This window comes from Pseudomonas sp. S3_E10, from assembly GCF_054667615.1.
In genome coordinates this window covers 3,975,840-4,002,787 of the sequence record NZ_CP162743.1, presented here as the reverse complement: position 1 = coordinate 4,002,787, position 26,948 = coordinate 3,975,840, and the positions used below count along the sequence as shown (strand labels likewise).

At 60.2% G+C, this 26,948-nt stretch carries 23 protein-coding genes and 1 pseudogene; 15 read left to right on the top strand and 9 right to left on the bottom strand.

Annotated elements, in window-relative coordinates; all coding sequences use genetic code 11:
- Positions 1-13 precede the first annotated feature (13 nt).
- Positions 14-1,306: an OprD family porin gene (locus AB4N98_RS18250; protein ID WP_460148852.1), complete on the top strand. Its 1,293-nt coding sequence runs from the start codon at positions 14-16 to the stop codon at positions 1,304-1,306.
- Positions 1,307-1,498: 192 nt separating this feature from the next.
- Here AB4N98_RS18250 and AB4N98_RS18245 read toward each other — a convergent pair whose 3' ends face one another.
- Positions 1,499-2,341 carry a mechanosensitive ion channel family protein gene (locus AB4N98_RS18245; RefSeq protein ID WP_017529223.1) on the bottom strand — a complete coding sequence of 281 codons (843 nt, stop codon included), beginning with the start codon at positions 2,339-2,341 and terminating at the stop codon, positions 1,499-1,501.
- 136 nt (positions 2,342-2,477) lie between these two features.
- Positions 2,478-2,963, bottom strand: a complete 486-nt coding sequence (locus tag AB4N98_RS18240) for a YajQ family cyclic di-GMP-binding protein (RefSeq protein ID WP_003175814.1) — start codon at positions 2,961-2,963, stop codon at positions 2,478-2,480.
- Positions 2,964-3,088: 125 nt separating this feature from the next.
- Between AB4N98_RS18240 and AB4N98_RS18235 the strand changes: the two genes are divergently transcribed.
- The 3 genes from AB4N98_RS18235 to AB4N98_RS18225 are packed head-to-tail and all read left to right on the top strand — an operon-like array spanning position 3,089 to position 6,670.
- On the top strand, positions 3,089-4,006 hold the full coding sequence (locus AB4N98_RS18235; RefSeq protein WP_065876986.1) for a putative 2-dehydropantoate 2-reductase: 918 nt from the start codon (positions 3,089-3,091) through the stop codon (positions 4,004-4,006).
- A 46-nt stretch (positions 4,007-4,052) separates the two neighbouring features.
- Positions 4,053-6,089 (top strand): sensor histidine kinase, encoded by a 2,037-nt coding sequence (locus AB4N98_RS18230; RefSeq protein WP_017529225.1) that lies wholly within the window; start codon positions 4,053-4,055, stop codon positions 6,087-6,089.
- Between the two features lie 2 nt (positions 6,090-6,091).
- Positions 6,092-6,670 (top strand): cob(I)yrinic acid a,c-diamide adenosyltransferase, encoded by a 579-nt coding sequence (locus AB4N98_RS18225; RefSeq protein WP_017529226.1) that lies wholly within the window; start codon positions 6,092-6,094, stop codon positions 6,668-6,670.
- Between the two features lie 74 nt (positions 6,671-6,744).
- On the opposite strand, the gene AB4N98_RS18220 is transcribed toward AB4N98_RS18225, so the two are convergent.
- From AB4N98_RS18220 to secA, 3 genes are all read right to left on the bottom strand, one after another.
- On the bottom strand, positions 6,745-7,689 hold the full coding sequence (locus AB4N98_RS18220; protein ID WP_065876987.1) for a Nudix family hydrolase: 945 nt from the start codon (positions 7,687-7,689) through the stop codon (positions 6,745-6,747).
- A 19-nt stretch (positions 7,690-7,708) separates the two neighbouring features.
- A complete protein-coding gene (gene argJ / locus AB4N98_RS18215) occupies positions 7,709-8,926 on the bottom strand; it encodes a bifunctional glutamate N-acetyltransferase/amino-acid acetyltransferase ArgJ (RefSeq protein ID WP_017529228.1) in 1,218 nt (405 codons plus the stop codon).
- A gap of 123 nt (positions 8,927-9,049) precedes the next feature.
- Positions 9,050-11,785, bottom strand: a complete 2,736-nt coding sequence (gene secA / locus AB4N98_RS18210; protein WP_068937492.1) for a preprotein translocase subunit SecA — start codon at positions 11,783-11,785, stop codon at positions 9,050-9,052.
- 306 nt (positions 11,786-12,091) lie between these two features.
- On the opposite strand from secA, the gene AB4N98_RS18205 reads away from it, so the two are divergent.
- Entirely contained in the window at positions 12,092-12,547 is a 456-nt protein-coding gene (locus AB4N98_RS18205) for a DUF721 domain-containing protein (RefSeq protein WP_017529230.1), read from the top strand.
- A 4-nt stretch (positions 12,548-12,551) separates the two neighbouring features.
- Here AB4N98_RS18205 and AB4N98_RS18200 read toward each other — a convergent pair whose 3' ends face one another.
- Positions 12,552-14,030 carry a helicase HerA-like domain-containing protein gene (locus tag AB4N98_RS18200; protein ID WP_026067372.1) on the bottom strand — a complete coding sequence of 493 codons (1,479 nt, stop codon included), beginning with the start codon at positions 14,028-14,030 and terminating at the stop codon, positions 12,552-12,554.
- A 192-nt stretch (positions 14,031-14,222) separates the two neighbouring features.
- Between AB4N98_RS18200 and AB4N98_RS18195 the strand changes: the two are divergent.
- From AB4N98_RS18195 to AB4N98_RS18180, 4 genes and pseudogenes are all read left to right on the top strand, one after another.
- Positions 14,223-15,206 (top strand): annotated as a pseudogene (locus AB4N98_RS18195) (PDC sensor domain-containing protein); the annotation flags it as partial.
- A gap of 141 nt (positions 15,207-15,347) precedes the next feature.
- On the top strand, positions 15,348-16,112 hold the full coding sequence (locus tag AB4N98_RS18190; protein ID WP_370737723.1) for a methyl-accepting chemotaxis protein: 765 nt from the start codon (positions 15,348-15,350) through the stop codon (positions 16,110-16,112).
- A 97-nt stretch (positions 16,113-16,209) separates the two neighbouring features.
- Positions 16,210-17,331 carry a glycosyltransferase family 4 protein gene (locus tag AB4N98_RS18185; protein WP_065876974.1) on the top strand — a complete coding sequence of 374 codons (1,122 nt, stop codon included), beginning with the start codon at positions 16,210-16,212 and terminating at the stop codon, positions 17,329-17,331.
- A complete protein-coding gene (locus AB4N98_RS18180; RefSeq protein WP_460062989.1) occupies positions 17,324-18,067 on the top strand; it encodes a DUF2334 domain-containing protein in 744 nt (247 codons plus the stop codon). Before AB4N98_RS18185 ends, AB4N98_RS18180 begins: the two co-directional genes overlap by 8 nt.
- 23 nt (positions 18,068-18,090) lie before the next feature.
- Here AB4N98_RS18180 and AB4N98_RS18175 read toward each other — a convergent pair whose 3' ends face one another.
- Both AB4N98_RS18175 and purU read right to left on the bottom strand, forming a co-directional pair.
- Positions 18,091-18,276, bottom strand: coding sequence for a hypothetical protein (locus tag AB4N98_RS18175; RefSeq protein ID WP_017529235.1), 186 nt, complete (start codon positions 18,274-18,276; stop codon positions 18,091-18,093).
- An 85-nt stretch (positions 18,277-18,361) separates the two neighbouring features.
- A complete protein-coding gene (purU, locus tag AB4N98_RS18170) occupies positions 18,362-19,210 on the bottom strand; it encodes a formyltetrahydrofolate deformylase (protein ID WP_017529236.1) in 849 nt (282 codons plus the stop codon).
- A gap of 348 nt (positions 19,211-19,558) precedes the next feature.
- Here purU and mvaT point away from each other — a divergent pair, with 348 nt between their 5' ends.
- Positions 19,559-19,933 carry a histone-like nucleoid-structuring protein MvaT gene (gene mvaT, locus AB4N98_RS18165; protein WP_003175830.1) on the top strand — a complete coding sequence of 125 codons (375 nt, stop codon included), beginning with the start codon at positions 19,559-19,561 and terminating at the stop codon, positions 19,931-19,933.
- A gap of 91 nt (positions 19,934-20,024) precedes the next feature.
- Here mvaT and sbcB read toward each other — a convergent pair whose 3' ends face one another.
- Positions 20,025-21,452 (bottom strand): exodeoxyribonuclease I, encoded by a 1,428-nt coding sequence (sbcB, locus tag AB4N98_RS18160; protein ID WP_368949326.1) that lies wholly within the window; start codon positions 21,450-21,452, stop codon positions 20,025-20,027.
- A 166-nt stretch (positions 21,453-21,618) separates the two neighbouring features.
- Here sbcB and AB4N98_RS18155 point away from each other — a divergent pair, with 166 nt between their 5' ends.
- From AB4N98_RS18155 to AB4N98_RS18135, 5 genes are read left to right on the top strand one after another with little or no spacing between them, the layout of a single operon-like run.
- Positions 21,619-22,311 carry an RDD family protein gene (locus AB4N98_RS18155; RefSeq protein ID WP_017529238.1) on the top strand — a complete coding sequence of 231 codons (693 nt, stop codon included), beginning with the start codon at positions 21,619-21,621 and terminating at the stop codon, positions 22,309-22,311.
- Positions 22,308-23,288, top strand: coding sequence for a stage II sporulation protein M (locus tag AB4N98_RS18150; protein ID WP_068937512.1), 981 nt, complete (start codon positions 22,308-22,310; stop codon positions 23,286-23,288). Before AB4N98_RS18155 ends, AB4N98_RS18150 begins: the two co-directional genes overlap by 4 nt.
- Positions 23,275-24,795, top strand: a complete 1,521-nt coding sequence (locus AB4N98_RS18145; protein WP_065876977.1) for a DUF4129 domain-containing protein — start codon at positions 23,275-23,277, stop codon at positions 24,793-24,795. The genes AB4N98_RS18150 and AB4N98_RS18145 overlap by 14 nt, the downstream gene beginning before the upstream one ends.
- Entirely contained in the window at positions 24,792-25,949 is a 1,158-nt protein-coding gene (locus tag AB4N98_RS18140; RefSeq protein ID WP_116079243.1) for a DUF4350 domain-containing protein, read from the top strand. The genes AB4N98_RS18145 and AB4N98_RS18140 overlap by 4 nt, the downstream gene beginning before the upstream one ends.
- Complete coding sequence (locus AB4N98_RS18135) at positions 25,946-26,941, top strand: AAA family ATPase (protein ID WP_017529241.1); 996 nt, start codon at positions 25,946-25,948, stop codon at positions 26,939-26,941. The genes AB4N98_RS18140 and AB4N98_RS18135 overlap by 4 nt, the downstream gene beginning before the upstream one ends.
- The last annotated feature ends 7 nt before the right edge of the window (positions 26,942-26,948 follow it).

Genomic DNA, 26,948 nt, shown 5'->3' with positions numbered 1-26,948 from the left:
GGAGCAAATCACGATGCGCGTGATGAAGTGGAGCATGATCGCCCTGGCTGTTTCAGCAGGCACCTCGCAGTTCGCAATGGCGTCCGCCCAGGACGATTCCAAGGGCTTTATCGAAGACAGCACCGCCAGCATCCTGACGCGTGCCTTGTACTTCAGCCGTGACCGCCGTAATCACGATGCAGCGCAAAGCCGTATTGAAGAATCCGGTCTGGGCTTCCACGGCCTCTTCAGCTCGGGCTACACCCAAGGCACCGTCGGTGTTGGTGTCGATGTCATCGGCCTGCTGGGCGTCAAACTCGACAGCGGCAAAGGGCGCGCAGGTACCGGTCTGTTCCCACAAGGTTCCGACGGCCGTTCGCAGGACGACTATTCCAAAGCCGGCGCTGCCGTGAAGTTCCGTATTTCCAACACGGTTCTGAAGGTCGGTGATCAATACACCACCGCTCCAGTATTCGCCTCCGATGACAGCCGTTTGCTGCCGGAACTGCCGCAAGGCGTTTCCATCACCAGCAACGAAATCAAAGATCTGAAACTGGAAGCCGGTCACTTCACCTCGATCGTTGCCCAAGACCAGACCTACCGCGACAGTATCTCCAGCTCTGAGCCGGGCTCGAGCCGCGGCCTGCGCGACGCCAACTTCGTGGGCGGCGTGTACTCCTGGACCCCAGAGTTCACCACCAGCCTCTACTACTCGAAAGTGGAAGACTACTGGAAGAAGATCTACGCCAACGTGAACTGGACACACGCGCTTAGCGATGACCAATCCGTGGCTGTCGACTTCAACATCTACGACACCAAGAGCGACGGCGCGGGCCTGGTACGGTCCGACAAAGACAAGACCACCAAGCTCGACAACCGTGCATTCAGCTTGCAAGGCGCGTACACCATTGGTGCTCACACCTTCACCCTGGCAGCTCAGAAAGTCAGCGGCGACGGCCAATACGGCTACGGCGTAGACGGCGGCGGCACGATTTTCCTGGCCAACTCCATCGCCCGTTCCGACTTCAACGCTGAAGACGAGAAGTCCTACCAAGCTCGTTATGACCTGAACATGGCGACCTTCGGCATTCCAGGCCTGAGCTTCATGACTCGTTACGTAACCGGTCGCGGCGCCAACATCGCCACGACTAACAACGGTAAAGAGTGGGAACGCGATATCGAAGCCAAGTACGTGATCCAGAGCGGTCCGGCCAAGGACCTGAGCCTGCGCGTACGTCAAGCGACCTATCGCTCGTCTGATCAGGTTTACTCGGGTTCTCTCGACGAACTGCGTCTGATCGCGCAATACCCGCTGAACATCCTGTAATTGCCCGTTCAATTACAACGATGACTTAAGGCTTCGGCCTTAAACAAAAAGCCGCTCCCCTGTTTGCAAGGGAGCGGCTTTTTTATTGCAGTTTCATGTCGCCCGATAATAACTAGCAAGCTAAGTAACTAATGAGATTAAACCAACACGTTTAACCTGACCTTTCGGCCAAGTTAAACATGACGCTTCCCGTTACTTCGGTGCGGCTTCCTGCATTACGCGAATAACCCGCTGCGGAAATGGAATATCAATTCCCGCCGCCTTCAAACGATCACGCGCCAATTCATTAAGCATGAACACTACGTCCCAATAATCCGGCGTATTGGTCCAGCAGCGCAGGGAAACGGTGATCGAGCTGTCGCCCAGGGTCGAAACCACCGCGACCGCGGCAGGATCGGTCAGTACGCGTGGGTCCTTGGCCAGCTCCAGCAGCACTTCGCGGGCTTTCTGCAGGTCCGCCTCGTAGTCCACACCCACGTCAAACACCACCTTGCGGGTCGGCTGGCGGTTGGTGTTGGTGATAAGGCCGTTGGACAGGCTGCCGTTAGGAATGATCACCGTCTTGTTGTCGCCGGTGCGCAACACCGTGTGGAAGATCTGGATGCTGTCGACGGTACCCGAGGTGCCCTGGGCTTCGATCCAGTCACCAATGCGGAACGGGCGGAACAACAGAATCAGCACGCCACCGGCAAAATTCGCCAGGCTGCCTTGCAAGGCCAGGCCAATAGCCAGGGTAGCGGCACCGATGGCGGCAACGAACGAGGTGGTCGCCACGCCGATCATCGAGGCCACGTTGACCACCAGCATGACTTTGAGCGCGATGTTCGCCAGGCTGGTGATGAAATGTTGCAGCGCCTGGTCTGCGTTACGCAGGGCCAGCAGGCGGCCCACTCGGTGGGTCAATACATTGATCAGCCACCAGCCAATGGCCAGGGTGATCATCGCCAGCAATACGCGGCTGCCATATTCCATGATCATCGGGATCCACGACTGTGAGGTCTTGATCAAGTGATCCATTTCAGCGTTTAAATCCATGGAGCTTCTCCTGTGTAGCGGATGTGCGGCTTTATTGACTGCCTAAAAACGCAAATGAGCCCCGTAGGGCTCAAGTGTAGGCGCGGATTCTGGGGCGTGGGACGTCAAAAACGCGCACAGGTTCCGCAAAGTGCCATCAGTCGCGGAAGTTATTGAACTGCAATGGCATGTCGAAGGTCTTGGCGCGCAGGGCCGCGATGGCCTCTTGCAGATCGTCACGCTTCTTGCCGGTCACACGAACTTGCTCACCCTGGATGGCGGCCTGGACTTTCAGCTTGGCATCCTTGATATGCGCGACGATTTTCTTCGCCAGCTCCTTGTCGATGCCTTCCTTGAGCACGGCTTCCTGCTTCATCAGCTTGCCGGAGGCGTAGGCGTCCTTGATTTCAAGGCATTGCGCGTCGATCTTGCGCTTGACCAGTGACAGCTTGAGGATCTCGATCATCGCTTCCAGCTGGAAATCGGCTTCAGCGGTCAGGTTGACGGTCAGTTCTTTTTCCTTGAACTCGAAGCTGCCCTTGCCTTTGAGGTCATAGCGACGGTCCAGCTCCTTGACGGCATTCTCGACGGCGTTGGTGACTTCGTGTTTGTCCAGTTCAGATACCACGTCGAACGAAGGCATGTGATTTCTCCAATAATAAAGGGGCGGGCTCAGTAGAGATGGAGCGCGCCCGAGCTAAAATGCCGGGGCATTATAGCGGTTCTTTCGCCCCGTTCACCGCAGGCGACCCTACGGAGCAAAAACTGATGTCGACCACCTGGCATATTCTCGGCGCCGGCAGCCTGGGCACACTCTGGGCCACGCGCCTGGCCCGCGCCGGGCTGCCCGTGAGGTTGATCCTGCGGGATGAGGCGCGCCTGGCCAACTATCAGGCCGCAAAGGGGCTGACGTTGGTCGAGCACGGCGTAGAGCAGACATATCCAGTCATTGGCGAAACGCCCCACGGCCCGGAGCCAATTCATCGCCTGCTGGTAGCGTGCAAAGCCTACGACGCCCAAAGCGCGGTCGCACAGCTGCAACACCGGCTGATGCAAGACGCGGAGTTGATCCTGCTGCAAAACGGCCTTGGCAGCCAAGACGCGGTGGCCGCGCAATTGCCCCAGGCACGCTGCATCTTTGCCTCCAGCACCGAAGGCGCGTTTCGCCAGGCGGACTGGCGCGTGGTCTTTGCTGGTCATGGCTACACCTGGCTGGGCGACTCGGCCCGGCCGACGCCACCGGTGTGGCTGGACGAGTTGCAAGCCGCCGGCATCCCCCACGAATGGAGTACCGATATCCTGACGCGGCTATGGCGCAAGCTGGCGCTCAATTGCGCGATCAACCCACTGACCGTGCTTTACCAGTGCCGCAATGGCGAGCTGCAAAAGCATCAATGCGAAGTGGCCACCCTGTGCGCCGAACTCGGCGAACTATTGGAATGCTGCGGCCAACCCGCCGCCGCGCAGGATCTGCAAGCAGAAGTGGAACGGGTGATCCACGCCACCGCCGCCAACTATTCCTCCATGTACCAGGACGTGGCCAACGCCCGCCGCACCGAAATCAGCTACTTGTTGGGCTATGCTTGCCAGGCGGCAACCCGCCACCAATTGACGCTGCCGCATTTGCAGCAGTTGCAGCAGCGCTTGATCGACCAGTTAGTGGTACGCCGATTGCCCCGCGACTGAACCACGCGCTACCCTGCCAGCCTGTCTATCACCTGGGAAAACCCTGATGCCGCTGCGCCAGCGTCTTGAAAACTTACCGGTAGGGCAGAAACTGCTGGCCGCCCTGCTGGTGCTGCTGACCACCGTATTACTGGTGGCCAACCTGACCTTTATCAGCGCCGCCTATTGGATCTCCCAGGAGAGCATGGCTCCCCAGGCCTTGCAGGCCATCGGTCGGCTGGTCTCCAACCCGGCCCTCGCCGCCGAAGCCCTCGAATCCAGCGCCAAAGCCCAAGCGCTGCTCAATGAACTGACCAGCTATTCACCCTTGCGCGCTGCCGCCTTGTACGACGGCGAAGGCAACCGCCTGGCGCAGATGCAACACGGTGATCGCTTGAATTTGCCCGACAACTATCGGCATATCGAGGCGTGGCGCGTGACCGAGTTTCGCAGCAACCAGGTGATCACCCTGCCCCGCGCCGGCCAGCCTTCAGGGCATTTGCTGCTGGTGGCCAGCAGTGAGCTGCCGGTGGCGTTCTATACCGGCACGCTGACGGCCAGCCTGGGCATCCTGATTTTCAGCGTGCTGTTGTGGTTAGTGATCGCGCGGCAGATCAAACGCCTGATCACCCGGCCGATCCACGAACTGGAAGAACTGTCACGCCAGGTAACCCGCGAAGAAAACTACGCCCTGCGCGCCGGCCGTGGCAACCACGATGAAATCGGCAGCCTGGCCGAAGCGTTCAACACGATGTTGTCGCGTATCGAAGCCCGCGAGCAACAGCTCAAGCGCGCCCGGGACGACTCCCAGGCCGCCTACGACCAGGCCCAGGGCCTGGCTGAAGAGACCCGCCACACCAACCGCAAGCTGGAGCTGGAAGTCCAGGTTCGCAGCAAAATCGAGAAAAAACTCACCGGTTTCCAGAACTACCTCAACAGCATCATCGACTCAATGCCCTCGGCGCTGATCGCCCTGGACGAGCAGCTCTATGTCACCCAGTGGAACCAGGAAGCCAGCGCGCTTTCCGGTACGCGCCTGGACGAAGCACTGAACCAGCCGATCTATCTCGCCTTCGAACCGCTCAAGCCTTTCCTGCCGCAAATCAAGGCCACGATCGAGCAACACACGGTAGAACGCATCGAACGTGTGACCTGGATCAAGGATGAAGAGCCCAAGCATTACGCCCTGACGTTCTATCCACTGATGGGCGGTGCCGGGCGCGGTGTGGTGATCCGCATCGATGACATCACCCAGCGCCTGTCCCTGGAAGAAATGATGGTGCAGTCGGAAAAAATGCTCTCCGTCGGCGGGCTGGCCGCCGGTATGGCCCACGAAATCAACAACCCGCTGGGGGCGATCCTGCACAACGTACAGAACATCCGCCGCCGTTTGTCCGCCGACCTGCCCAAGAATCTGGAATACGCCGAACAGACAGGCGTGGAACTGGCGACGATCAACCGCTACCTGGAAGGTCGCGAAGTGCCACAACTGCTCGATGGCATCCAGCAAGCCGGGGCACGAGCCGCCAAAATCGTCACGCACATGCTCAGTTTCAGCCGGCGCAGCAATCGACAGATGGCGCCTTGCGACTTACCCGCGCTGATCGATCAAGCCGTTGAAATTGCCGGCAACGACTTCGACCTGGCCATAGGGTTCGACTTCAAGGGCCAGGCGATCATCCGCCAGTTCGACCCGCAGTTGGGCCCGGTACCCGGCACCGCCAACGAACTGGAACAGGTGCTGCTCAACCTGCTGAAAAACGCTGCCCAGGCGATTCACCTGCGTGAAGACGATCGCGAGCCGGGGCGCATCATCCTGCGCACCCGCCTCAACCCGCCATGGGCAGAGATCCAGGTGGAAGATAACGGCATCGGCATGAGTGAGAATGTGCGCAAGCGCACCTTCGAGCCATTCTTCACCACCAAGGAAATCGGCCAGGGCACAGGGCTGGGGCTGTCGGTGTCGTATTTCATCATCACCAACAACCACAAAGGCCAAATGGAAGTACATTCCACCCTCGGCCAAGGCACCTGTTTTACCTTGCGCATCCCCTTGGCCGGCAGCCAACTGCCACCCTACGAACGCACCCAACTGGAGCACTGACCATGGGCTTTCGCCTGTCGAAAATCTACACACGTACCGGCGACAAAGGCGAAACCGGCCTCGGCGACGGCCGCCGGGTGCCCAAGGACCATCCGCGCGTGGAGGCCATCGGCGAAGTCGATGCGCTGAACAGCCAGCTGGGGTTGTTGCTGGCAGGCCTTGAAGAGCAAAGCGGCAAGCATCCGCAACTGAAGGATGTGGTTGAGGTACTGACGCCTTGCCAGCATCGATTGTTCGATTTGGGCGGTGAGCTGGCGATGCCGGTGTACAAGGCGTTGAACGCCGCGGAAGTGGATCGGCTGGAAGCGGCGATTGATCGCTGGAATGAAGAGGTCGGGCCACTGGAGAACTTTATCCTGCCCGGTGGCTCGGCGCTGATTGCCCAGGCCCATGTGTGCCGTAGCCTGGCGCGCAGCGCGGAGCGGCGATGTCAGCACCTGAATGCGGTGGAGCCGTTGGAAGGCGTTGGGTTGGCGTATATCAATCGGTTGTCGGACTTGCTGTTTGTGGCGGCGCGGGTGATTGCCAGGCGCCAGGGAGTAGCGGAGGTTTTGTGGCAGGCGGCAGCCAAGCCACACTGAACCGCACTCCAAAGGGTATGCCCCGGTCAAATGTGGGAGGGGGCTTGCTCCCGATGAGGCCCGTCAGAACACCATCACTCCTGCGGCCAGAACGCCCTGATACCTGCCACACCCTGCGCCCCAGCCTCCCAAGCCTTCTCTCGTTCAGCCGGCCCAACACCACCCAGCAAAAACACCGGCTTGCTGAACCCACGGATCAACTCCATCGCCTGCTCCCAGCCCAACGGCTGCGCGTCAGGGTGGGTCTGGGTCGGTTGCACCGGCGACAGCGTGACAAAATCCACGTCCATCAATTGCGCCAATGCGAGTTCTTCAGCGTTGTGGCACGACGCCGCGAGCCAGCGGTCCTTCGGCAACGGTCGGCCTTTGCTCGCGTATTTACGCAGCTGGGCCGAGGTCATGTGCCAGCCGGCCGCAGGAAAATCCCCCAGCCATTCAAACGGCCCCTTGAGCATCAATTGTGCCTTGCCCGCGCACAGGCCCACCGCATCCACCGCCAGGTCGCGGTATTTGGGGTCGTAGCCGTTGGGCGCGCGCAGTTGAACCAGCTTGATGCCGCCAGCCACAGCCTTCTGAATCCCACGCAACAGTGTCGGGGTTTCCAGTTCGCCAGGAGTGATCAGGTAATCGGCGGGCAAGCGCGCGGCGGCAACGATCGGCGCGTTAGCGGCCGGGAATTCATAGTTGAGCAAATCCCGAGGCGCCACCCACTCCAAGGGTTGACCCTCGGCGCCATGCGGTTCGCCGGTAAACGCCGAAACTTCCCAGACATCCAGTAATACCTGTTTGTCCGGGTAGTCGTGTTGCACCTTGATCAGCGGCCGCGCCGTGGTGACCTGGATGCCCAACTCTTCCTGCAACTCGCGGGACAAGGCGGCGGCGACCGATTCATCCGCCTCCACCTTGCCGCCGGGAAACTCCCAGAGGCCGCCTTGATGCTGAGTATCGGCGCGGCGCGCCAGCAGGATCCTGCCATCGACACCGCGGATCACCGCTGCTGCTACATGCACTCGTTTCACCGCGCTCATCCTCCAGGCTTCAGGTACGGTATTCCGCGTTGATCTTCACGTACTCGTGGGACAGGTCGGTGGTCCAGATGGTTTCGCTGCAATCGCCACGGCCCAACTCGATACGGATGGTGATTTCTTCCTGCTGCATCACCGCCGAGCCCTGGGCTTCGGTGTAGCTCTCGGCGCGGGCGCCACGGCTGGCGATGCACACGTCACCGAGGAACACATCGATCTTGCTCACATCCAGGTCCGGCACACCGGCACGGCCAACAGCGGCGAGGATGCGGCCCCAGTTCGGGTCGGAAGCGAACAGCGCAGTCTTGATCAGTGGCGAGTGGGCCACGGTGTAGCCGACATCCAGGCATTCCTGGTGATTGCCGCCGCCGTTGACTTCGACCGTGACGAACTTGGTCGCCCCCTCACCGTCACGCACGATGGCCTGGGCCACGTCCATGCACACTTCGAACACCGCCTGCTTGAGGGCCGCGAACAGCGGGCCGCTGGCCTCGGTGATTTCCGGCAGGTTGGCCTGGCCGGTGGCGATCAGCATGCAGCAGTCATTGGTCGAAGTATCGCCATCAATGGTGATGCGGTTGAACGACTTGTTGGCACCGTCCAGGATCAGGCTGTGCAACACATCGCGAGAGACTTTGGCGTCGGTGGCAATGTAGCCGAGCATGGTGGCCATGTTCGGACGGATCATGCCCGCGCCTTTGCTGATGCCGGTGACGGTGACGGTCTGACCGTCATGCACGAACTGGCGGCTCGCGCCTTTTGGCAGGGTGTCGGTGGTCATGATGCCAGTCGCGGCGGCGGCCCAGTTATCCACAGACAGGTCATCCAGTGCGGCTTGCAGGGCGCCTTCGATTTTCTCGACCGGCAGCGGTTCGCCGATGACGCCGGTGGAGTAAGGCAGCACTTGGCTGGCATCCACGCCGGCCAGTTGAGCCAGCTTGGCGCATGTGCGCGCGGCAGCCACCAGGCCAGGCTCGCCGGTACCGGCGTTGGCATTGCCGGTGTTGGTCAGCAGGTAACGAATGGAGCCTGCAACACGTTGCTTGGCCAGGATCACCGGTGCGGCGCAAAACGCATTGAGGGTGAACACACCGGCGACGGTCGAGCCTTCGGCACAGCGCATCACCACCACATCCTTGCGCCCCGCACGTTTAATGCCGGCCGAAGCGATACCCAGTTCAAAACCGGCAACCGGGTGCAATGTGGGCAAAGGACCAAGACCAACAGCCATGAATGCGCTCCTTAAAATTAGGTGATGTCTGTGCCGCCATGATCGACGGTGAAATTAATGGCAAAACGCCGCGACGGCAGAGGCCGGTCGCGGCGCGGAGTGTTGCAGCGTCAGGCGAAAATCTTATTCGATCTGGCCGTGGCAGTGTTTGAATTTCTTGCCCGAGCCGCAATAGCACAGCTCGTTGCGGCCCAGCTTCTGCTCGTTGCGCACCGGTGTCTGGGCCAGGGCCACATCGACCTCCTCGCCCAGTACTTCAGGTGCGTCCAGACTCGGTGCTTCGTCGTGCTGGAACTGCATGCGCGCCGCCAGTGCCTCGGCTTCCTGGCGCAGGCGAGCTTCCTCTTCGATAGGGTCTTCGCGACGCACCTGAACGTGGGACAGCACGCGAATCGAATCGCGCTTGATCGAATCCAGCAACTCGGAGAACAGCGTGAACGACTCGCGCTTGTATTCCTGCTTGGGGTTCTTCTGGGCGTAGCCACGCAGGTGGATACCGTGACGCAGGTGGTCCATGGTCGACAGGTGGTCTTTCCACAGGTCGTCCAGCACGCGCAGTACGATTTGTTTCTCGAAGGTGCGCAGCGCTTCGGCACTCGCCTGCTCTTCTTTCTCGTTGTACGCGGCCAGCAACTCGGCCATCAGTTTTTCGCGCAGGGTTTCTTCGTACAGGTGGTCGTCTTCGTCCAGCCATTGCTGAACCGGCAAGTCGACACCGAAGTCGCTCTTCAATGCCGCTTCCAGGCCGGCGACATCCCACTGTTCAGGCAGGGACTGTGGCGGAATGTGCGCGCTGACGGTGGCGTTGAGCACGTCCTGGCGGAAATCGGCGATGGTCTCGCCAATGTTGTCGGCGGCCAGCAACGTATTACGCATGTGATAGATCACTTTACGCTGTTCGTTGTTGACGTCATCGAACTCGAGCAGTTGCTTACGGATGTCGAAGTTGCGGCCTTCAACCTTGCGCTGGGCCTTCTCGATGGCGTTGGTCACCATGCGGTGCTCGATCGCTTCACCGGACTGCATGCCCAGGGCCTTCATGAAGTTTTTCACCCGGTCCGAGGCGAAAATGCGCATCAGGCTGTCTTCCAGGGACAGGTAGAAGCGGCTGGAACCGGCGTCACCCTGACGACCGGCACGACCACGCAACTGGTTGTCGATACGACGCGATTCGTGACGCTCGGAGGCGATCACCTGCAGGCCGCCGGACTCCAGCACGGCCTGGTGACGCTTCTGCCAATCGGCCTTGATCTGGGCGATTTGCTCAGGGGTCGGGTTGTCCAGGGAGGCCACTTCCACTTCCCAGTTGCCGCCCAGCAGGATGTCGGTACCACGACCGGCCATGTTGGTGGCGATGGTCAGTGCGCCTGGGCGACCGGCCTGGGCAATGATCTCGGCTTCTTTTTCGTGGAACTTGGCGTTGAGGACCTTGTGCTCGATGCCTTCCTTGTTGAGCAGGTTGGACACGTGCTCGGAAGTCTCGATGGTGGCGGTCCCCACCAGGATCGGACGGCCCTGGGCCATGCCATCCTTGATGTCGTTGATGATCGCCGCGTATTTCTCTTCGGCGGTCAGGAACACCAGGTCGTTGAAATCTTTACGCGCCAGCGGCTTGTTCGGCGGGATGACCACTACCGACAGACCGTAGATCTGGTGGAACTCGAACGCTTCGGTGTCGGCCGTACCGGTCATGCCGGACAGCTTGTTGTACAAACGGAAGTAGTTCTGGAAGGTGGTGGACGCCAACGTCTGGCTTTCGGCCTGGATGTTGAGCATTTCCTTGGCTTCGATGGCCTGGTGCAGGCCTTCGGACAGACGGCGACCCGGCATGGTACGGCCGGTGTGTTCGTCGACCAGTACCACCTGGCCATCTTGCACGATGTATTCGACGTTGCGATGGAACAGCTTGTGGGCACGCAGGCCGGCATACACATGGGTCAGCAGGCCCAGGTTGTGCGCCGAGTACAGGCTTTCGCCTTCAGCCAGCAAACCGATCTGGGTCAGCATGTCTTCGACATACTGGTGGCCGGCTTCGTTGAGTTCGACCTGGCGGGTCTTCTCGTCGATGGTGAAGTGACCTTCTTTGGTCACCACGCCTTCCACTTCCTCGATGTGCTGCTCAAGGCGCGGGATCAACTTGTTGATCTCGGTGTACAGGCGCGAGCTGTCTTCGGCCTGGCCGGAGATGATCAGCGGGGTACGAGCTTCGTCGATGAGGATGGAGTCGACTTCGTCGATCACGGCAAAGTTGAGTTCGCGCTGGAATTTTTCTTCCATGCTGAACGCCATGTTGTCGCGCAGGTAGTCGAAACCGAATTCGTTGTTGGTACCGTAGGTGATGTCGGCGGCGTAGGCGGCGCGCTTCTCTTCCGGCGGCTGGAACGGCGTCACGACGCCGACGGTCAGGCCGAGGAATTCATACAGCGGGCGCATCCAGTTGGCGTCCCGGCGAGCCAGGTAGTCGTTCACCGTCACAACGTGCACGCCCTTGCCGGACAATGCGTTGAGATAAACACCCAGGGTTGCTACCAGGGTCTTGCCTTCACCTGTACGCATTTCGGCAATCATGCCTTCATGCAAGGTCATGCCGCCGATCAACTGCACGTCGAAGTGGCGCATGCCCATGACACGCTTACCGGCTTCACGGGCAACCGCGAACGCTTCGGGCAGCAGTTTGTCGAGGGTTTCACCTTTGGCTATGCGGGCCTTGAACTCTTGGGTCTTGGCGCGCAATTGCTCGTCCGACAGGGCAACCATCTGCTCTTCGAAGGCATTGACCAGCTGCACCGTCTTGAGCATGCGTTTGACTTCGCGCTCATTCTTGCTTCCAAAAAGTTTCTTTAACAAAGGCGCAAACATATCGGCAGGTTCTTCCACACATAGGGATGGAGGGCGCACCGTGAGTGGCCCGAGCAGCCCTCACGGCCGCATGCGAACGCGCATTCTACCCGGAATCGTGGGTGAGGAAAGTGGCGTTATTCCCCGATGCGGGCACGGCGCTGTGAGAGGGCTTGTTTAAAATAAGGGCTTTTGTCGGAACTTCAACCCATGCCGCGCAGAAGTCACCTATTGATTTCACGCAAAAAACCGCGTCGACGCTTTGCCTGGAAGGCGTGCAGGCGCTTTCTGCTAAGATGGCCGCTCTGTTACCTAAGGTGTCCAATCATGGCATTTCGCCCTCTTACAGCCCGCGCGCCCAGCGTGTTGCTTCGCGAAGCCAAGCCGTTGAAAGCCATCTTTGGCCATGCGCAACGCTTAGGCCATTTGCAGCGCCTGCTCGAAAGCCAGTTGCAACCGGCCGCACGTGAACATTGCCATGTGGCGTCCTGGCGTGAAGGCAACCTGCTGCTGATTGTCACAGATGGCCATTGGGCGACCCGCTTGCGCTATCAGCAAAAACGCCTGCAGCGTCAATTAATGGCCTTTGAAGAGTTCGCCAGCCTGACGCGCATCCAGTTCAAGGTGCAACCGCCGACCGTTCAGCAAGGCGCGGCGGGGCACACCATGGACCTGTCGGAAAGTGCGGCCGAGACCATTCAGGCCACGGCCGACGGGATCAGCGACCCGGGCTTGCGCGCCGCGCTTGAGCGGCTGGCCGCCCACGGCAAGCCCAAGCCCTGAACCGTTACTTGCGCTTGCCGCCGCCCAGCAAAGACCCCAACAAGCCGCGCACCAATTGCCGCCCCATCTGATTGGCCGCCTGTTGCATCGCTGATTTGAGCGCCTTGCCCGCTGCCGTTCCCAGAAACGCACCGGCCTTGTCGGTAAAGCTCGGCTCCTCGGCAGCTGGCACAGCGTCTTCGGCAGGGCTCAAGTCCTTGCGTGCCATCAGCACTTCATAAGCGGACTCCCGGTCGATCGGTTTGTCATAGCGCCCTTGCAGGGGTGAACGGGCAATCAGTGCCGTGCGTTCGGCCTCGCTGAGCGGCCCGATACGCGATTGCGGCGGCGCTACCAGTACCCGTTGGACCACCTCCGGCGTGCCCTTTTCCTGCAAGGTGCCCACCAACGCCTCACCGGTGCCCAGCTCGGTAAGCACCGACAAGGCATCAAATGCCGGGTTGGGCCGGAAACCGTCTGCCACCGCGCGCAGGGATTTCTGCTCTTTAGTGGTGAATGCGCGCAGGCCGTGCTGGATGCGCAAGCCGAGTTGAGCCAGCACCGTGTCCGGCAGGTCGCCAGGCGATTGAGTCACGAAATACACGCCCACCCCTTTGGAACGAATCAAGCGCACCACCTGCTCCAGGCGCTCTTGCAAGGCCTTGGGGGTGTCGGCGAACAACAAATGCGCCTCATCGAAAAACAGCGCCAGCAGCGGTTTATCCGCATCGCCACGCTCGGGCAGTTGCTCGAACAATTCGGCCAACAGCCACAGCAGGAACGTCGCGTACACCTTCGGCGCCTCGTGCACCAGGCGGCTGGCATCCAGCAGGTGGATACGCCCGCGCCCATCACTGGCCGGCTGCAGGATATCTTCCAGCTGCAGGGCCGGCTCGCCGAACAACGCCTCCGCGCCCTGCTGTTCCAGCACCGCCAGGCGCCGCAACAGTGCCTGGCTGGAGCCGGTGGTCATCAGCGCGGCATCGTCACCCAATAACTCCGGGTGATAGCGCAGATGGTTGAGCAGTGCCTTGAGGTCCTTGAGGTCCAGCAGCAGCAAGCCTTCGCGATCCGCCACTTTGAACGCCGCATAGAGGGCCGACTGCTGGCTGTCCGTCAGCTCCAGCAAGCTGCCGAGCAACAACGGGCCCATTTCGCTGATGGTGGTGCGCAACGGATGACCGGACTGCCCGTGGATATCCCACAACGTGACGGGATACTCCTGAGCCGTGTAATTCAGGAAAGGCATGCCGGCGATACGCTCGGCCACCTTGCCCTGTGGAAAAGCCGCGGCGCCCAGGCCGCAGAGGTCACCTTTGATATCCGCGGCAAACACCGCCACGCCCGCATCACTGAAGGCTTCGGCCAGGCGTTGCAGCGTGACCGTCTTGCCCGTACCCGTGGCGCCGGCAATCAACCCGTGACGATTGGCCAGGCGCATGGCCTGGGCGATGGGCTGGCCATCAAGGCCGGCACCTATAAGGAGTTGCGTGGAGTCAGGCATTTCGTCACCCATGGTTAATCTTTAGTGTCGCCAGGTCGATAAGACAGATGTGAGACCCACAAAGTCTAAAAAACGCTCAGATAGTTCCTACAGGGAACAACGGAAATATCAAACTTTTTTTGACGCTACCCTCCAGCGTGTTCCACAAGGACGCGCGTTGGATATTTATGACCTTAGCGGACCCTTCAAGCCATGAATAAAAATCTGCGTTTCAGCCATAAGATCCTGCTTGCAGCCTCCCTTATTGTCATCGCCGCCTTCGCGTTGTTTACCCTCTATAACGATTACCTGCAGCGCAATGCCATACGCGAGGACCTCAACAGCTATCTGCATGAGATGGGTGACGTCACCGCCAGCAGCATTCAGACCTGGCTGAGCGGGCGTATTGCGCTGGTGGAAAACGCCGCACAGAACATCGCCATCAACCCTGAGCCCAGCGTCGTCGCGAGCCTGCTGGACCAGAAAACCCTGACCTCGTCGTTCATGGCCACCTACGTGGGTGACAGCCAGGGCGCGTTCACCATCCGCCCCGACACCAAAATGCCGGACGGCTTTGATCCGCGCGTTCGCCCTTGGTACAAAGGGGCGCAGAGCAGCAACGGCTCGACCCTGACCGAGCCCTATATCGATGCCGCCACCGGCAAGTTGATTATTTCCATCGCGACCCCCAGCACCAAGGGCGGCCAGGCTGTCGGCGTGGTCGGCGGCGACCTGAGCCTGCAGACACTGGTGGACAACATCGGCGCGCTGAACTTCGGCGGAATGGGCTATGCGTTCCTGGTCAGCGCCGACGGCAAGGTGCTGGTACACCCCGACAAAAACCTGGTGATGAAGACCCTCGCCGATGTCTACCCCAGCCACACGCCGGCAATCAGCGGCAACTTCAGCGAAGTCGAGAGCAACGGTAAGGTCAACATCGTCACCTTCACACCGATCAAAGGTTTGCCGTCGGTGAACTGGTATCTGGGAGTATCGGTGGATAAAGACGAAGCCTACGCGATGCTCAGCAAATTCCGCACCTCTGCCGTGATTGCCACCGTGATCGCCGTGGTGATCATCATCGCCCTGCTGGGCATGCTGATCCGCGTACTGCTGCAACCGCTGCACGTCATGACCCGCGCCATGCAGGACATCGCCGACGGCGAAGGTGACCTGACGCGCCGCCTGGCCATCCAGAACCACGATGAGTTCGGCACCTTGGCAAATGCCTTCAACAGCTTCGTAGAGCGCATTCACACATCGATTCGCGAAGTGTCCTCGGCCACCGAGCACGTCAATGAAGTGGCCCTGCGGGTGGTAAGCGCCTCCAACTCGTCGATGGTCAACTCCGACGAGCAGGCCAACCGAACCAACAGCGTGGCCGCCGCGATCAATCAGCTGGGGGCTGCCGCCCAGGAAATCGCGCGCAACGCCGCGCAGGCTTCAAACCAGGCCAGCGATGCCCGCCACTTGGCTGAGGACGGCCAACAGGTGGTCGATCGCAACATCAAGGCGATGACCCAACTGTCCGAGATGATCAGCGCCTCCAGCAGCAATATCGAAGCACTTAACAGCAAGACCGTGAATATCGGCCAGATTCTCGAGGTAATCACCAGTATCTCTCAGCAAACCAACCTGCTGGCGCTGAACGCTGCCATCGAGGCGGCACGGGCCGGTGAAGCGGGCCGTGGGTTTGCGGTGGTGGCCGACGAGGTGCGCAACCTGGCCCATCGCACGCAGGAATCGGCACAACAGGTACAAACCATGATCGAAGAGCTGCAAGTCGGCGCCCGGGAATCGGTGACCACCATGAGCCAGAGCCAGCGTCACAGCCATGACAGTGTGGAAATCGCCAACCTCGCCGGTGAACGCCTCAATAGCGTGACCCTGCGCATTGGCGAGATCGACGGTATGAACCAGTCAGTGGCCACCGCCACCGAGGAGCAAACCTCGGTGGTGGAATCGATCAACATGGACATCACGGAAATCAACACCCTCAATCAGGAAGGCGTGGAAAACCTGCAATCGACATTGCGTGCCTGTGCCGATCTGGAACAGCAGGCTGCGCGGCTGAAACAGCTGGTGGGCAGTTTCCGCATCTGAGCCACCCAGGCGCCGGACCGACGCCTGCACGATGAACACCAACCGAACATCTATCCTTAGCTCAGGTCCACGTTTAGGAGAGCAATGGATCGGAGGGATGTTCATCGTGCATATCGCTGACATAACCATGTTCTACGCCCCAGCCAGCGGCGGCGTACGCACTTATCTGGATGCCAAGCACCGCCGCCTGGCCCTCAAACCCGGCATTCGCCACAGCCTTTTAATACCCGGCGCGCACTTGAGCGAACGCGATGGCGTGTTCAAAGTGCCGGCGCCCGCCCTGCCCTTCGGCAAGGGCTATCGATTCCCGGTGCGCCTGGCTCCTTGGCGAAATGTCCTGCGCGATTTACAGCCCGATCTGATCGAGGTAGGAGACCCCTACCTCACTGCGTGGGCCGCACTGGATGCTCGGCGCCAGCTGGATGTGCCGGTCATCGGTTTTTACCACTCCGACTTACCGCTGCTGGTGAGCAACCGCATGGGGCCGTGGTTTACACCCAATGTTGAAGCCTATGTCAGAAAACTCTACGGGAATTTTGACCGGGTACTGGCGCCAAGCCAGGTGATGGCCGACAAACTCATAGGCCTGGGGGTGAAGAATGTCTTCGTCCAGCCCCTGGGGGTGGACCTGCAGACCTTTACTCCGCAGGCCGGCGACCCGGGCTTGCGCGCCGAACTGGGGATCGACCAGGACACCCGCCTGCTGATCTTTGCCGGGCGCGGCTCCAAGGAGAAAAACCTGCCGGTCCTGCTGCGCTGCATGAAACGCCTGGGCAACGGTTACCATTTATTGCTGGTGGGCTCCGGCATGCCGGCCAGCGTGCCGGGCAACGTCACCGTCATCGACGGGTTTCGCCCGGCCCCTTACGTTGCCCGTCTGATGGCCAGCGCCGACGCCTTGCTGCATGCTGGCGACCAGGAAACCTTTGGCCTGGTCATCCTCGAAGCCATGGCCTGCGGCACCCCCGTGGTCGCCGTGGCAGCCGGCGCATTCAATGAGATCGTCAATGAACGCTGCGGTCTGTTATGCAGGCCCAACCACCCACAGGCGATGGCCGACGCCGTACGCGAGTTGTTCAACACCGACAGCCGGCGCCTGGGAGCCCAGGCTCGGCGTTATGTGGAACAGCATTACGCATGGGACAGCGTGGTCGACAGCCTGCTCGGGCATTACCATGCCGTACTGGGCAGCCACGACACGATGCTTTGTCATGGCTGAAACCGCCGTGTTACTGGTGCTGCACGATGTCGCGCCGCACAATTGGGCGGACTATCGTCCCTTTGTCGAGGCCGTGGACGCACTCGGCGCGGTGCCTATCACGTGGCTGGTGGTGCCGGACTTTCACCATCGCGATGCCTTGCACGATCACGCTGAGTTCCGACGCCTGCTCGACAGCCGCGTCGCCAGGGGTGATGAACTGGCGTTGCACGGCTACTACCACTGCGATGACCAACCGGCACCGCGCACGCCCAAAGACTGGCTCATGCGCCGCGTGTATACCCACGAGGGTGAGTTTTATCGCCTGTCATATGTCCAGGCCCTGAATCGACTTCATGAGGGCATAGCAGTATTCCAACGCAACGACTGGCCATTGTCGGGTTTCGTCGCGCCCGCTTGGTTGATGAGCCAAGGCACCCGCCAGGCATTGCGCCAATTACCGCTGAGCTACACCAGCGACCCGCAGCACCTGTACCGGCTTCCCGACTTCACGCGTATCGACGCCCCCGGCCTGGTGTGGAGTGCCCGCAGCGCCTGGCGCCGGCACCTGTCCAAAGCCCTCAGTGATTGCTGCGAGCACCGTTGGAAGACAGCCCAAGTCATCCGCCTGGGCCTGCACCCGGTGGACATGCGCCACGAGTTTTCCCGTCGCTATTGGCTTGAGACCTTGCAGCGCATGCTGAACGCGGGACGCATCCCAATGACCAAAGCCGCCTGGCTCGCTACCCGATCATGAACCGAGCCTTGTGCCAGGGCGGCTCAAGCGTCCTCTTCAGGTGCGGCAGGCGCTTCATCCAACGCCTGCAACTGCTTCCACAACTGCGCAGCGTCCGGGAAATCCGTGCCATCCTCGGCGTCCAGCGCATCCGGATCATAACGACTCAGGCACCCCTCACCGAGTGTGGCGGGCGCCCTGGACGTGGCTTTATCGAGCGGATCGTTCATGGCGTTGTCCTGACGGTCAGCTAACAACAAAAAAGGCCTGAAGCGATTAAACGCCCAGGCCCTTTCTTCAATCAACACGTATAAATCAGAACACCACAGTCTTGTTGCCGTGCACCAGCACTCGGTCTTCCAAGTGATATCGCAAGCCACGCGCCAAGACCATTTTCTCGACATCGCGGCCGAAACGCACCATGTCTTCAATGCTGTCGCTATGACTGACGCGCACCACGTCCTGCTCGATGATCGGACCGGCGTCCAACTCTTCGGTGACGTAGTGGCAGGTTGCGCCAATCAACTTCACGCCCCGCAGGGAAGCTTGGTGGTAAGGCTTGGCGCCGACAAACGACGGCAAGAAGCTGTGATGAATGTTGATCACCTTGCCGGCATATTCGCGGCACAGCTGCGGCGGCAGGATTTGCATATAGCGCGCCAGTACCACCACGTCGGCTTCATGTTGCTTGACCAGGCGGGAAACCTCGGTGAACGCCGGCTCCTTGTCCTGCGGGTTGACCGGCACGTGGTAGTACGGGATGCCATGCCATTCGACCATGCTGCGCAGGTCGTCATGGTTGGAAATTACACAGGCGATTTCGCAGTCCAGCTCATCGCTGTGCCAACGGTGAAGCAAGTCGGCCAGGCAATGGGATTCGCGACTGGCCATCAACACCACGCGCTTTTTCTGCTCGGTGTCGGTGATGCGCCAGGTCATCGAAAACTCTTCGGCGATTGGCGCGAATGCCTCGCGAAAAGCCTCAAGACCAAAGGGCAGCGTGTCGGCACGGATCTCGTGACGCATGAAAAACCAACCGCTGAGGTTGTCCGAGTGATGGCTCGCCTCGGTGATCCAGCCGTTGTGGGAGGCCAGAAAGTTACTGACTTTGGCAACGATGCCAACCCGGTCCGGGCAAGCAATCACCAGCCGAAAAGTGCGCATTAGGGGGGAACTCCAGGACTTCGCAAAGGCCGCCATTCTAGCGTTTGCGCAGAAAAACTGCAGTATTCGTTATCGCCTATTCTGACCGCGATGCCGCGTCATACCCCTCAATAGCCCAGGGTTTTATCCCTCATATATGAATCTATTGCGTTACCCGCGGGCGTTACCCTGAATACCTGGGGTATTGGCTTAAGCGCTGCGCCCTATAATTAACTCGATTGCATAGATTCGCTAAAAACAATCAAAGTAATTCACATAAATGCACGCTTAAATGTTTACTTGGGCAAACTGCCTGACTATTATTGGCCACTGTCCCTGTCAATCAGCGCTCTACATAAGGTAGTCCACATGTCTCTGATCAACGAATACCGTGCCACCGAAGAAGCTATCAAAGAGCTGCAAGCCCGATTGAAGAACCTGTCCCAAGACGACAAACTGAAAACCGAGCTGGAATTCGAAGGCAAACTGCGCACCCTCATGGGTGAATACTCCAAATCCCTGCGTGACATCATCGCGCTGCTGGATCCAGAGTCGAAAGTTAAAGCACCTCGCGGCGCCGTGAAAACTACCGGCACCAAACGTGCCCGTAAGGTCAAGCAATACAAAAACCCGCACAACGGCGAAGTGATTGAAACCAAAGGTGGCAACCACAAAACGCTGAAAGAGTGGAAAGCCAAGTGGGGCGGCGACGTCGTTGAAGGCTGGGCTACCCTGCTGGGCTAAGCTTCGACAGGCCTGCACCTGATACGCAACACATAAAAAACGCCAGCTTGCTGGCGTTTTTTAATGCCCGTCTATTTTGTTACAACGCTGATTACCGCGCCACGCGGGCCGCTAAAGAATCAGCATATTCCTGCCAAAGTGCCAACACCTGCTGCTGAAACGGAGTCGCATTAACGGCCAACTCCTGCCTGGCCAGCTTAAATGCCTCAAGGGTATTCGGCGCGCCCCATTCAGGATTTGACAAGCGCTGCTGACAGAAAAGTTTCCAGCGTTGTTGCTCCTCATTGTTCAACGTATCGGGGAAGTTGCGTGCCCGATAGCGAAACAATAATTCCGGTAAACGATGATCATCAAAAGGCCACTGCTGGAGCGCCAATTGCGCGGGTTCGGCCATGCGGACTTGTTCACATAAGCGTCGGTCGCGATCACCGATAAAACCGTCGTAAAGCTGCTGTTCCGGGTCTGCACTCGAGGCAAAATCTTCCGTGGCATAAATGGCCGCCAACTTATCGCACCAAAGTGCCTGTGCTTCAGTTAGCCGCAGCGCCCGCGCCTGATAAACGTCCATGTCCAATTGCAAACGTGCACGGTCTTCGGCGCGCAACACGCTCAAGGGCGCAACCACCGGGCAACGATTGATATGTACCAACTTGAGCGGCACCGGCAGTTCACCTTCGGCAAGCTCATCACGGCGGGTGTACAGGCGCTGGCGCAGCGTGTCGGCATCCTCGTTCAGCAGCGCCTGAGGGTCGAGCCCGAGGTCGCAGACAATCAACGCATTGCGATTGCGTGGGTGCCAAGCCAACGGCAGCACAACGCCCAGATAATGACGCTCGGCGGAAAACCGCCCGGAGATATGCACCATGGGTTGCAGCAAGCGCACCTGATCCATCACGCGCTGCTTGCTGCGCAGTTGAAACAGCCAGTCATAAAGCTTGGGCTGCTTCTGGCGAACCAACCGCGCCAGCGCAATCGTGGCGCGCACATCGGACAACGCATCGTGGGCCTGGCCATGGTCGATACCGTTGGCGGCGGTCAAGCGCTCAAGCTTGAGCGTCACGCGCCCGCCCTCCAGCGGCCACTCGATACCTTCCGGCCGCAGGGCGTAGGCGGTGCGAACCACGTCGATCAAGTCCCAACGGCTGTTACCGCCCTGCCATTCCCGCGCGTAAGGGTCGAAAAAATTGCGATACAGGCTGTAGCGGGTCATTTCATCGTCAAAGCGCAACGTGTTGTAGCCGGCGCCACAGGTACCCGGCGCGGCCAGCTGCGCATGCACCCGCGTCATGAAATCGGCTTCGGCCAGGCCTTTTTCCGCCAGTATTCCGGGGGTGATGCCGGTGATCGCACAGGCGGCGGGATGGGGCAGGATATCGTCGCTGGGCCGGCAATAAAGGTTGACCGGCGGGCCGACCTCGTTGAGCTCGAAATCGGTACGGATTCCCGCCACCTGCAATGGGCGATCGTTGCGCGGGTTGATGCCGGTGGTTTCGTAGTCGTACCAGAAAATCGAGGTCACGGGCTATTCCTGTGCTGAAGATCGGCAAAGTCTAGGCGCTGAACAGCACTCGGGGCCAGCACCAAATGCACTGTACAAACACCCAGTAAAATCTTGGAGAGTTGCTTCCATCGCCGACACTGCTAGCATCCGTGTCTCCAAACGCTCCGCACTGCCAAGGATCGCGATGCCATCAACCCCGTTGGACACCCGCTACCAGATCGAAACCCCTGAGGGTATCGACCTCCCGCTGCGCCCCGCCGGCCTGGTGCCCAGGGCGTTGGCCTTCGCCTTCGACCTTGGTGCGCGCGGCGTGGTCATGGGTGTGCTTCTGGTGCCGCTGGCGCTGCTCGGCAATATTGGAATCGGCCTGGGCTCACTGCTGCTGTTCGTGGCGAGCTGGTGGTACATGGTGCTGTTCGAAGTGCTCAACCAAGGCTGCTCACCCGGTAAACAAGTCATGGGCCTGCGCGTCGTACAGGACGACGGCACCCCCATCGGCTGGTCGGCGTCGCTCATTCGCAACCTGCTGCGGTTTGTCGACATGTTGCCTTTCGGCTACTTTCTTGGCGCTATCAGCTGCCTGCAGCATCCTAATTTCAAACGCCTTGGCGACTTGGCCGCCGGCACGCTGGTGGTCTACCGCGAACTGCCCCTGGCGCGGCCTCGGGTCCCGCAAGCTGCGGCCCTGCGCTTGCCGTTTGCGCTGGAACTGAGTGAGCAACGGGCGATCCTCGGCTTCGCCGAACGCCAGGGTGAACTCTCTGCTGAACGCGTGCATGAACTGGCCGCTATCCTCGCGACGCCTTTGCAAGTATCCCCGGCGCGCGCCGCCGAGCAACTCAATGGCGTGGCCCGCGGCCTGTTGGGGCCGACATGAAGCAAAGCATGTTCGAAAGCCGCTACCAGCCCCAATGGCACGCCTTTGCCGAACGACTGACGCAGTTGGAACAAGGCAAGGCCAAGGCCGCTGATGTAGCCGATTTCCCCCATCAATACCGGCGTCTGTGCCAGCAGTTGGCCTTGGCTCAGGAGCGCGGCTACAGCAGTTACCTGGTGGATCCTTTGCAACAATTGGCGTTACGCGGCCATCAACAGCTGTACCGTCATCGCAGCCAATTGGCGAGCAACGTGCTGAGCTTCGTCCTGGCGGACTTCCCGCGACTGGTGCGCGAGCAGTGGCGCTTCGTATTGATCGCCAGCCTGCTGTTCTTTACCAGCCTGTTGGGTATTGCACTGCTGGTCTACCTGTTTCCTGACCTGATCTACAGCATTGTCAGCGCGCAACAAGTGGCCGAGATGCAAAGTATGTATGACCCTGAAGCCAGCCGCCTGGGGCGCGCCGCCGAACGGGCATCGAGCGAAGACTGGATGATGTTCGGCTACTACGTGATGCATAACATCGGTATCGCCTTCCAGACGTTTGCCGCCGGTTTGCTGTTTGGCCTGGGCAGCGTATTTTTCCTGATTTTCAACGGGCTGATCATCGGCGCGATTTCCGGGCACTTGACCGAGATCGGCTACGGCCAGACCTTCTGGTCATTCGTCATCGGCCATGGTGCCTTTGAGTTGACGGCCATCGCCCTCGCCGGTGCGGCAGGCTTGCAGTTGGGCTGGGCGCTGATCGCCCCAGGGCAGTTGACCCGCGGGGAATCCTTGCGGCTCGCGGCACGCAAAAGCGTGCAATTGCTTTGCGGTGTGATGATGTTCTTGCTGATCGCCGCGTTCATCGAAGCCTACTGGTCGTCCACTACCCAGATCGCCCCCTGGGTCAAATACGTGGTTGGGGCTGCACTCTGGCTGCTGGTAATCGCTTACCTGACTTTTGCCGGGAGGGCTCGCCATGCGCCTGAGTGACTCCAGCGTGGTGATTCGACCGCGCACGGCCTGGGAAGCCATGGACCTCGGTGTACTAATGGCCAGGGAACATCGCCGGTTGCTAATGGGTAGCTGGGCGCTGGTGAGCTTGCCGGTATTCGCCGTGCTAAGCGCGCTGCTGTGGAAATACCCCTCCACCGCCATGTTCCTGTTCTGGTGGTTCAAACCGGCCTTCGACCGCTTGCCGCTCTATATCCTGTCCAAGGCCTTGTTCGGAGAAACGCCCAGCCTCAAGCAGGCCGTGCGCCAGTGGCCCCGCCTGCTCAAGGGTCAACTCTTGGCCAGCCTGACCTGGCGCCGACTCAGCCTCAGCCGCAGCTTTGTGATGCCGGTCAGTCAACTTGAAGGCCTGGACGGCCAGGCAAGGCAAAAACGCCTGGGCGTGCTGCAACAACGCAACGCCGGTGCCGCGAGGTGGTTGACCACGGTTGGCGTACACCTGGAAATCGGACTGTGGTTCGGCTGCATGGCGCTGTTCTACCTGTTCATTCCGCAGCAACTTGAACTGGATTGGGATTGGCAGCGCCTGGCACTGGCGACCACCACCGAAGGACTGTGGCTGGAGCATCTGGGCAACGCTTTCTACGCGTTGATCCTGGTGTTCTGGGAGCCCATTTACGTCGCGTGTGGTTTCAGCCTTTATCTCAATCGTCGCACCGTATTGGAGGCGTGGGACCTGGAGCTGGTGTTCCGCCGCTTGCGCCAACGCCTGAGTCATGTGGCCACGCTGTTATTGCTGGTGATCGGGCTGACACTGTTGCCCTTCAACCCTCCTGTCATGGCAGGCGAAGCCAAGCCGCTGAGTACCCAGGACGCGCGCCGATCCATCAAGTCGATGCTGGAAAAGCCCCCCTTCAAAAACCCGGAAACCGTGACCCGCTATCGCTTTGGCGAAGAAAAGCCCGCCGCAAAAAACAAGACACACGCCGACAGTAAACTGCCGGGATGGCTGCAAACGCTACTGGGCAACCTCAACAGCAATGCTTTCAAGCACATTGCCCAAGGCCTGGAGGTGCTGTTATGGAGTCTGCTGGCAGGTGGCCTGGCCCTGCTGGTCTGGCGCTATCGCGACTGGCTGCAAACATTTGTCAGCCGACGCGGGCCACCCAGCGCCAAAGCAACCCCACCGCTCCCCACGCAATTGTTCGGCCTGGAGCTGGGCACCGACACCTTGCCCGTCGATATCGCCAGCACCGCCGAGCAACTGTGGCCCACTCAACCGAGGGAAGCACTTGGCCTTCTGTATCGCGGCCTGCTGAGCCGGTTACTGCATGACTTCAACCTGCCGCTTAAGAGCGCCGATACCGAAGGCCAGGTGCTGGCACGCGTTCAACAATTACAGCAACCGCAACTGCTGGCCTTCAGCGACGAGTTGACCCGGCACTGGCAAAACCTTGCCTACGGTCATCACCTTCCCTCTGCCTCAACCCAGCAAAAATTATGCAGTGATTGGCGCGCCCTGTTCAGTTACGGGGGTCATCAATGAGCCGGCTATTGGTGTGGGTTGGGCTGTTATTGATATGCCTGATCGGAGCGGGTGGCCTTTACGCCTGGAGCAACGCGACGCCCTATGACGAAGTCGTGGATCGCGGCCCTGCCCCACAAGTGCTGGCCAACCCTTACCTGGCGGCCGAACATTTTTTGCGCCAGCAAGGCCTGACGGTGGAGCATGCCAATAGCCTTGATCGCCTGGCCACCCTGCCCGCCAAGGGCAACAGCCTGTTGTTGCTGGGCGAACGTAGCAATATGTCGCCACGCCAGGCCGGGCAACTGCTCGACTGGGCCAAATCCGGCGGCCATCTGCTCCTGGTCGCCGAGGCGCTATGGGATGAAGAAACCGGCAAAAGCGGTGACTTATTACTCGATAGCCTGCATATCCACCAGGCCCTGAGTGAGGAGCCGGCTGAGCCCACCCCACCCCGCAAAAAGAAAGCGCCGGACCTGACCAAACTCTATGTCGACAATGAAACCGCCCCGGCGTACTTCAGCTTCGACACCGACTTCAACCTCACCGACCCCAAGCACCTTGCCCAGTTTTCAGCCAATAGCGCCAGGTCAAGTCACCTGATGCAACGAGACCTCGGGCAAGGCCGTGTGACCGTGATTACCGACAGCGACCTGTGGAAAACCACCGATATCGGCAAACACGACAACGCCTGGCTGCTGTGGTACCTGAACCAGGGTACGGCGGTGACTTTCTTGTTCAACAGTGACGTGGACAACCTGCTGACCCTGCTGCTGCGTTATTTCCCCCAGGCCGCGGTCGCGCTCATTGCGCTGGTCGCCCTGGCGCTCTGGCAGGCAGGTATGCGCCAAGGCCCGATCCAGGCACCCGCTCCCAAGGCTCGCCGGCAGTTGCAGGAACACTTGAAGGCCAGCGCCGACTTCCTGCTGCGCCGCAGCAGCCAGGGTTCGCTATTGCACGCGTTGCAGCGCGATATCCAGCGTGCCGCCCGGCGCCGCCATCCTGGCTTTGAGCACCTCGACAACACCGAACAATGGCGAGTACTTGAACACCTGACGCGCCAACCCCCTCATGTCATCAGCCAGGCCCTTGGCCCACTCCCGGCAAAACGGCTTTCCAGCGCCGATTTCAGCCGGCGGGTGGCATGCCTGCAAACCCTCAGGAACGCCCTATGAGCGAATTTACCAGCGCCAACACCCTGACGACCGAAACCCTGCAACGCGCCAGCCGGCAGGCCCAGGCTCTGCGCGTTGAACTGCGCAAAGCAGTGATTGGCCAGGAGCAGGTGATCGACGACGTGCTCACCGCACTGATCGCCGGCGGCCATGTATTGCTCGAAGGCGTCCCAGGGCTGGGCAAGACTCTGCTTGTACGTGCCCTGGCGCGATGCTTTGAGGGTGACTTCGCGCGGATCCAATTCACCCCGGACCTGATGCCCAGCGATGTCACCGGCCACGCCGTGTACGACCTGCACACCGAGCAATTCAAGTTGCGCAAGGGGCCGGTGTTCACCCACCTGTTGCTGGCCGATGAAATCAACCGAGCCCCGGCCAAGACCCAGGCAGCCTTGCTCGAAGCCATGCAGGAGCGGCAGGTGACCCTCGAAGGCGAGGCGCTGCCCATCGAGCAGCCGTTTATGGTGTTGGCCACGCAAAACCCCATCGAACAGGAAGGCACCTACCCCCTGCCGGAAGCAGAACTGGACCGTTTCATGCTCAAGGTGCGCATGGACTATCCCGATGCACAGCAAGAGCTGGAGATGGTGCGTGAAGTGACGCGCTCGTCACGGGCCGACATGCTGGATGTGCAACCGTTGCGCACCGTGCTGCAAGCCTCGGACGTGCTGCAATTGCAGCAAATCGCCAGTGAACTGGCCCTGGATGAACAAGTGCTCGACTATGCCGTGCGCCTGGCGCGGGCCACCCGCAGTTGGCCAGGGCTGGCCATAGGTGCCGGCCCACGTGCGTCCATTGCACTGGTGCGCGGCGCCCGCGCCCGGGCATTGTTACGCGGCGGCGAGTTCGTCACCCCGGATGACATCAAGGGCTGCGCTTTGGCGGTACTGCGCCATCGGGTACGCATTGCACCAGAACTGGACATCGATGGGCTGGAGGTCGACCAGGTGCTCAAGCAGCTGCTGGACCAGATCCCAGCACCCCGCCAATGAGCTGACC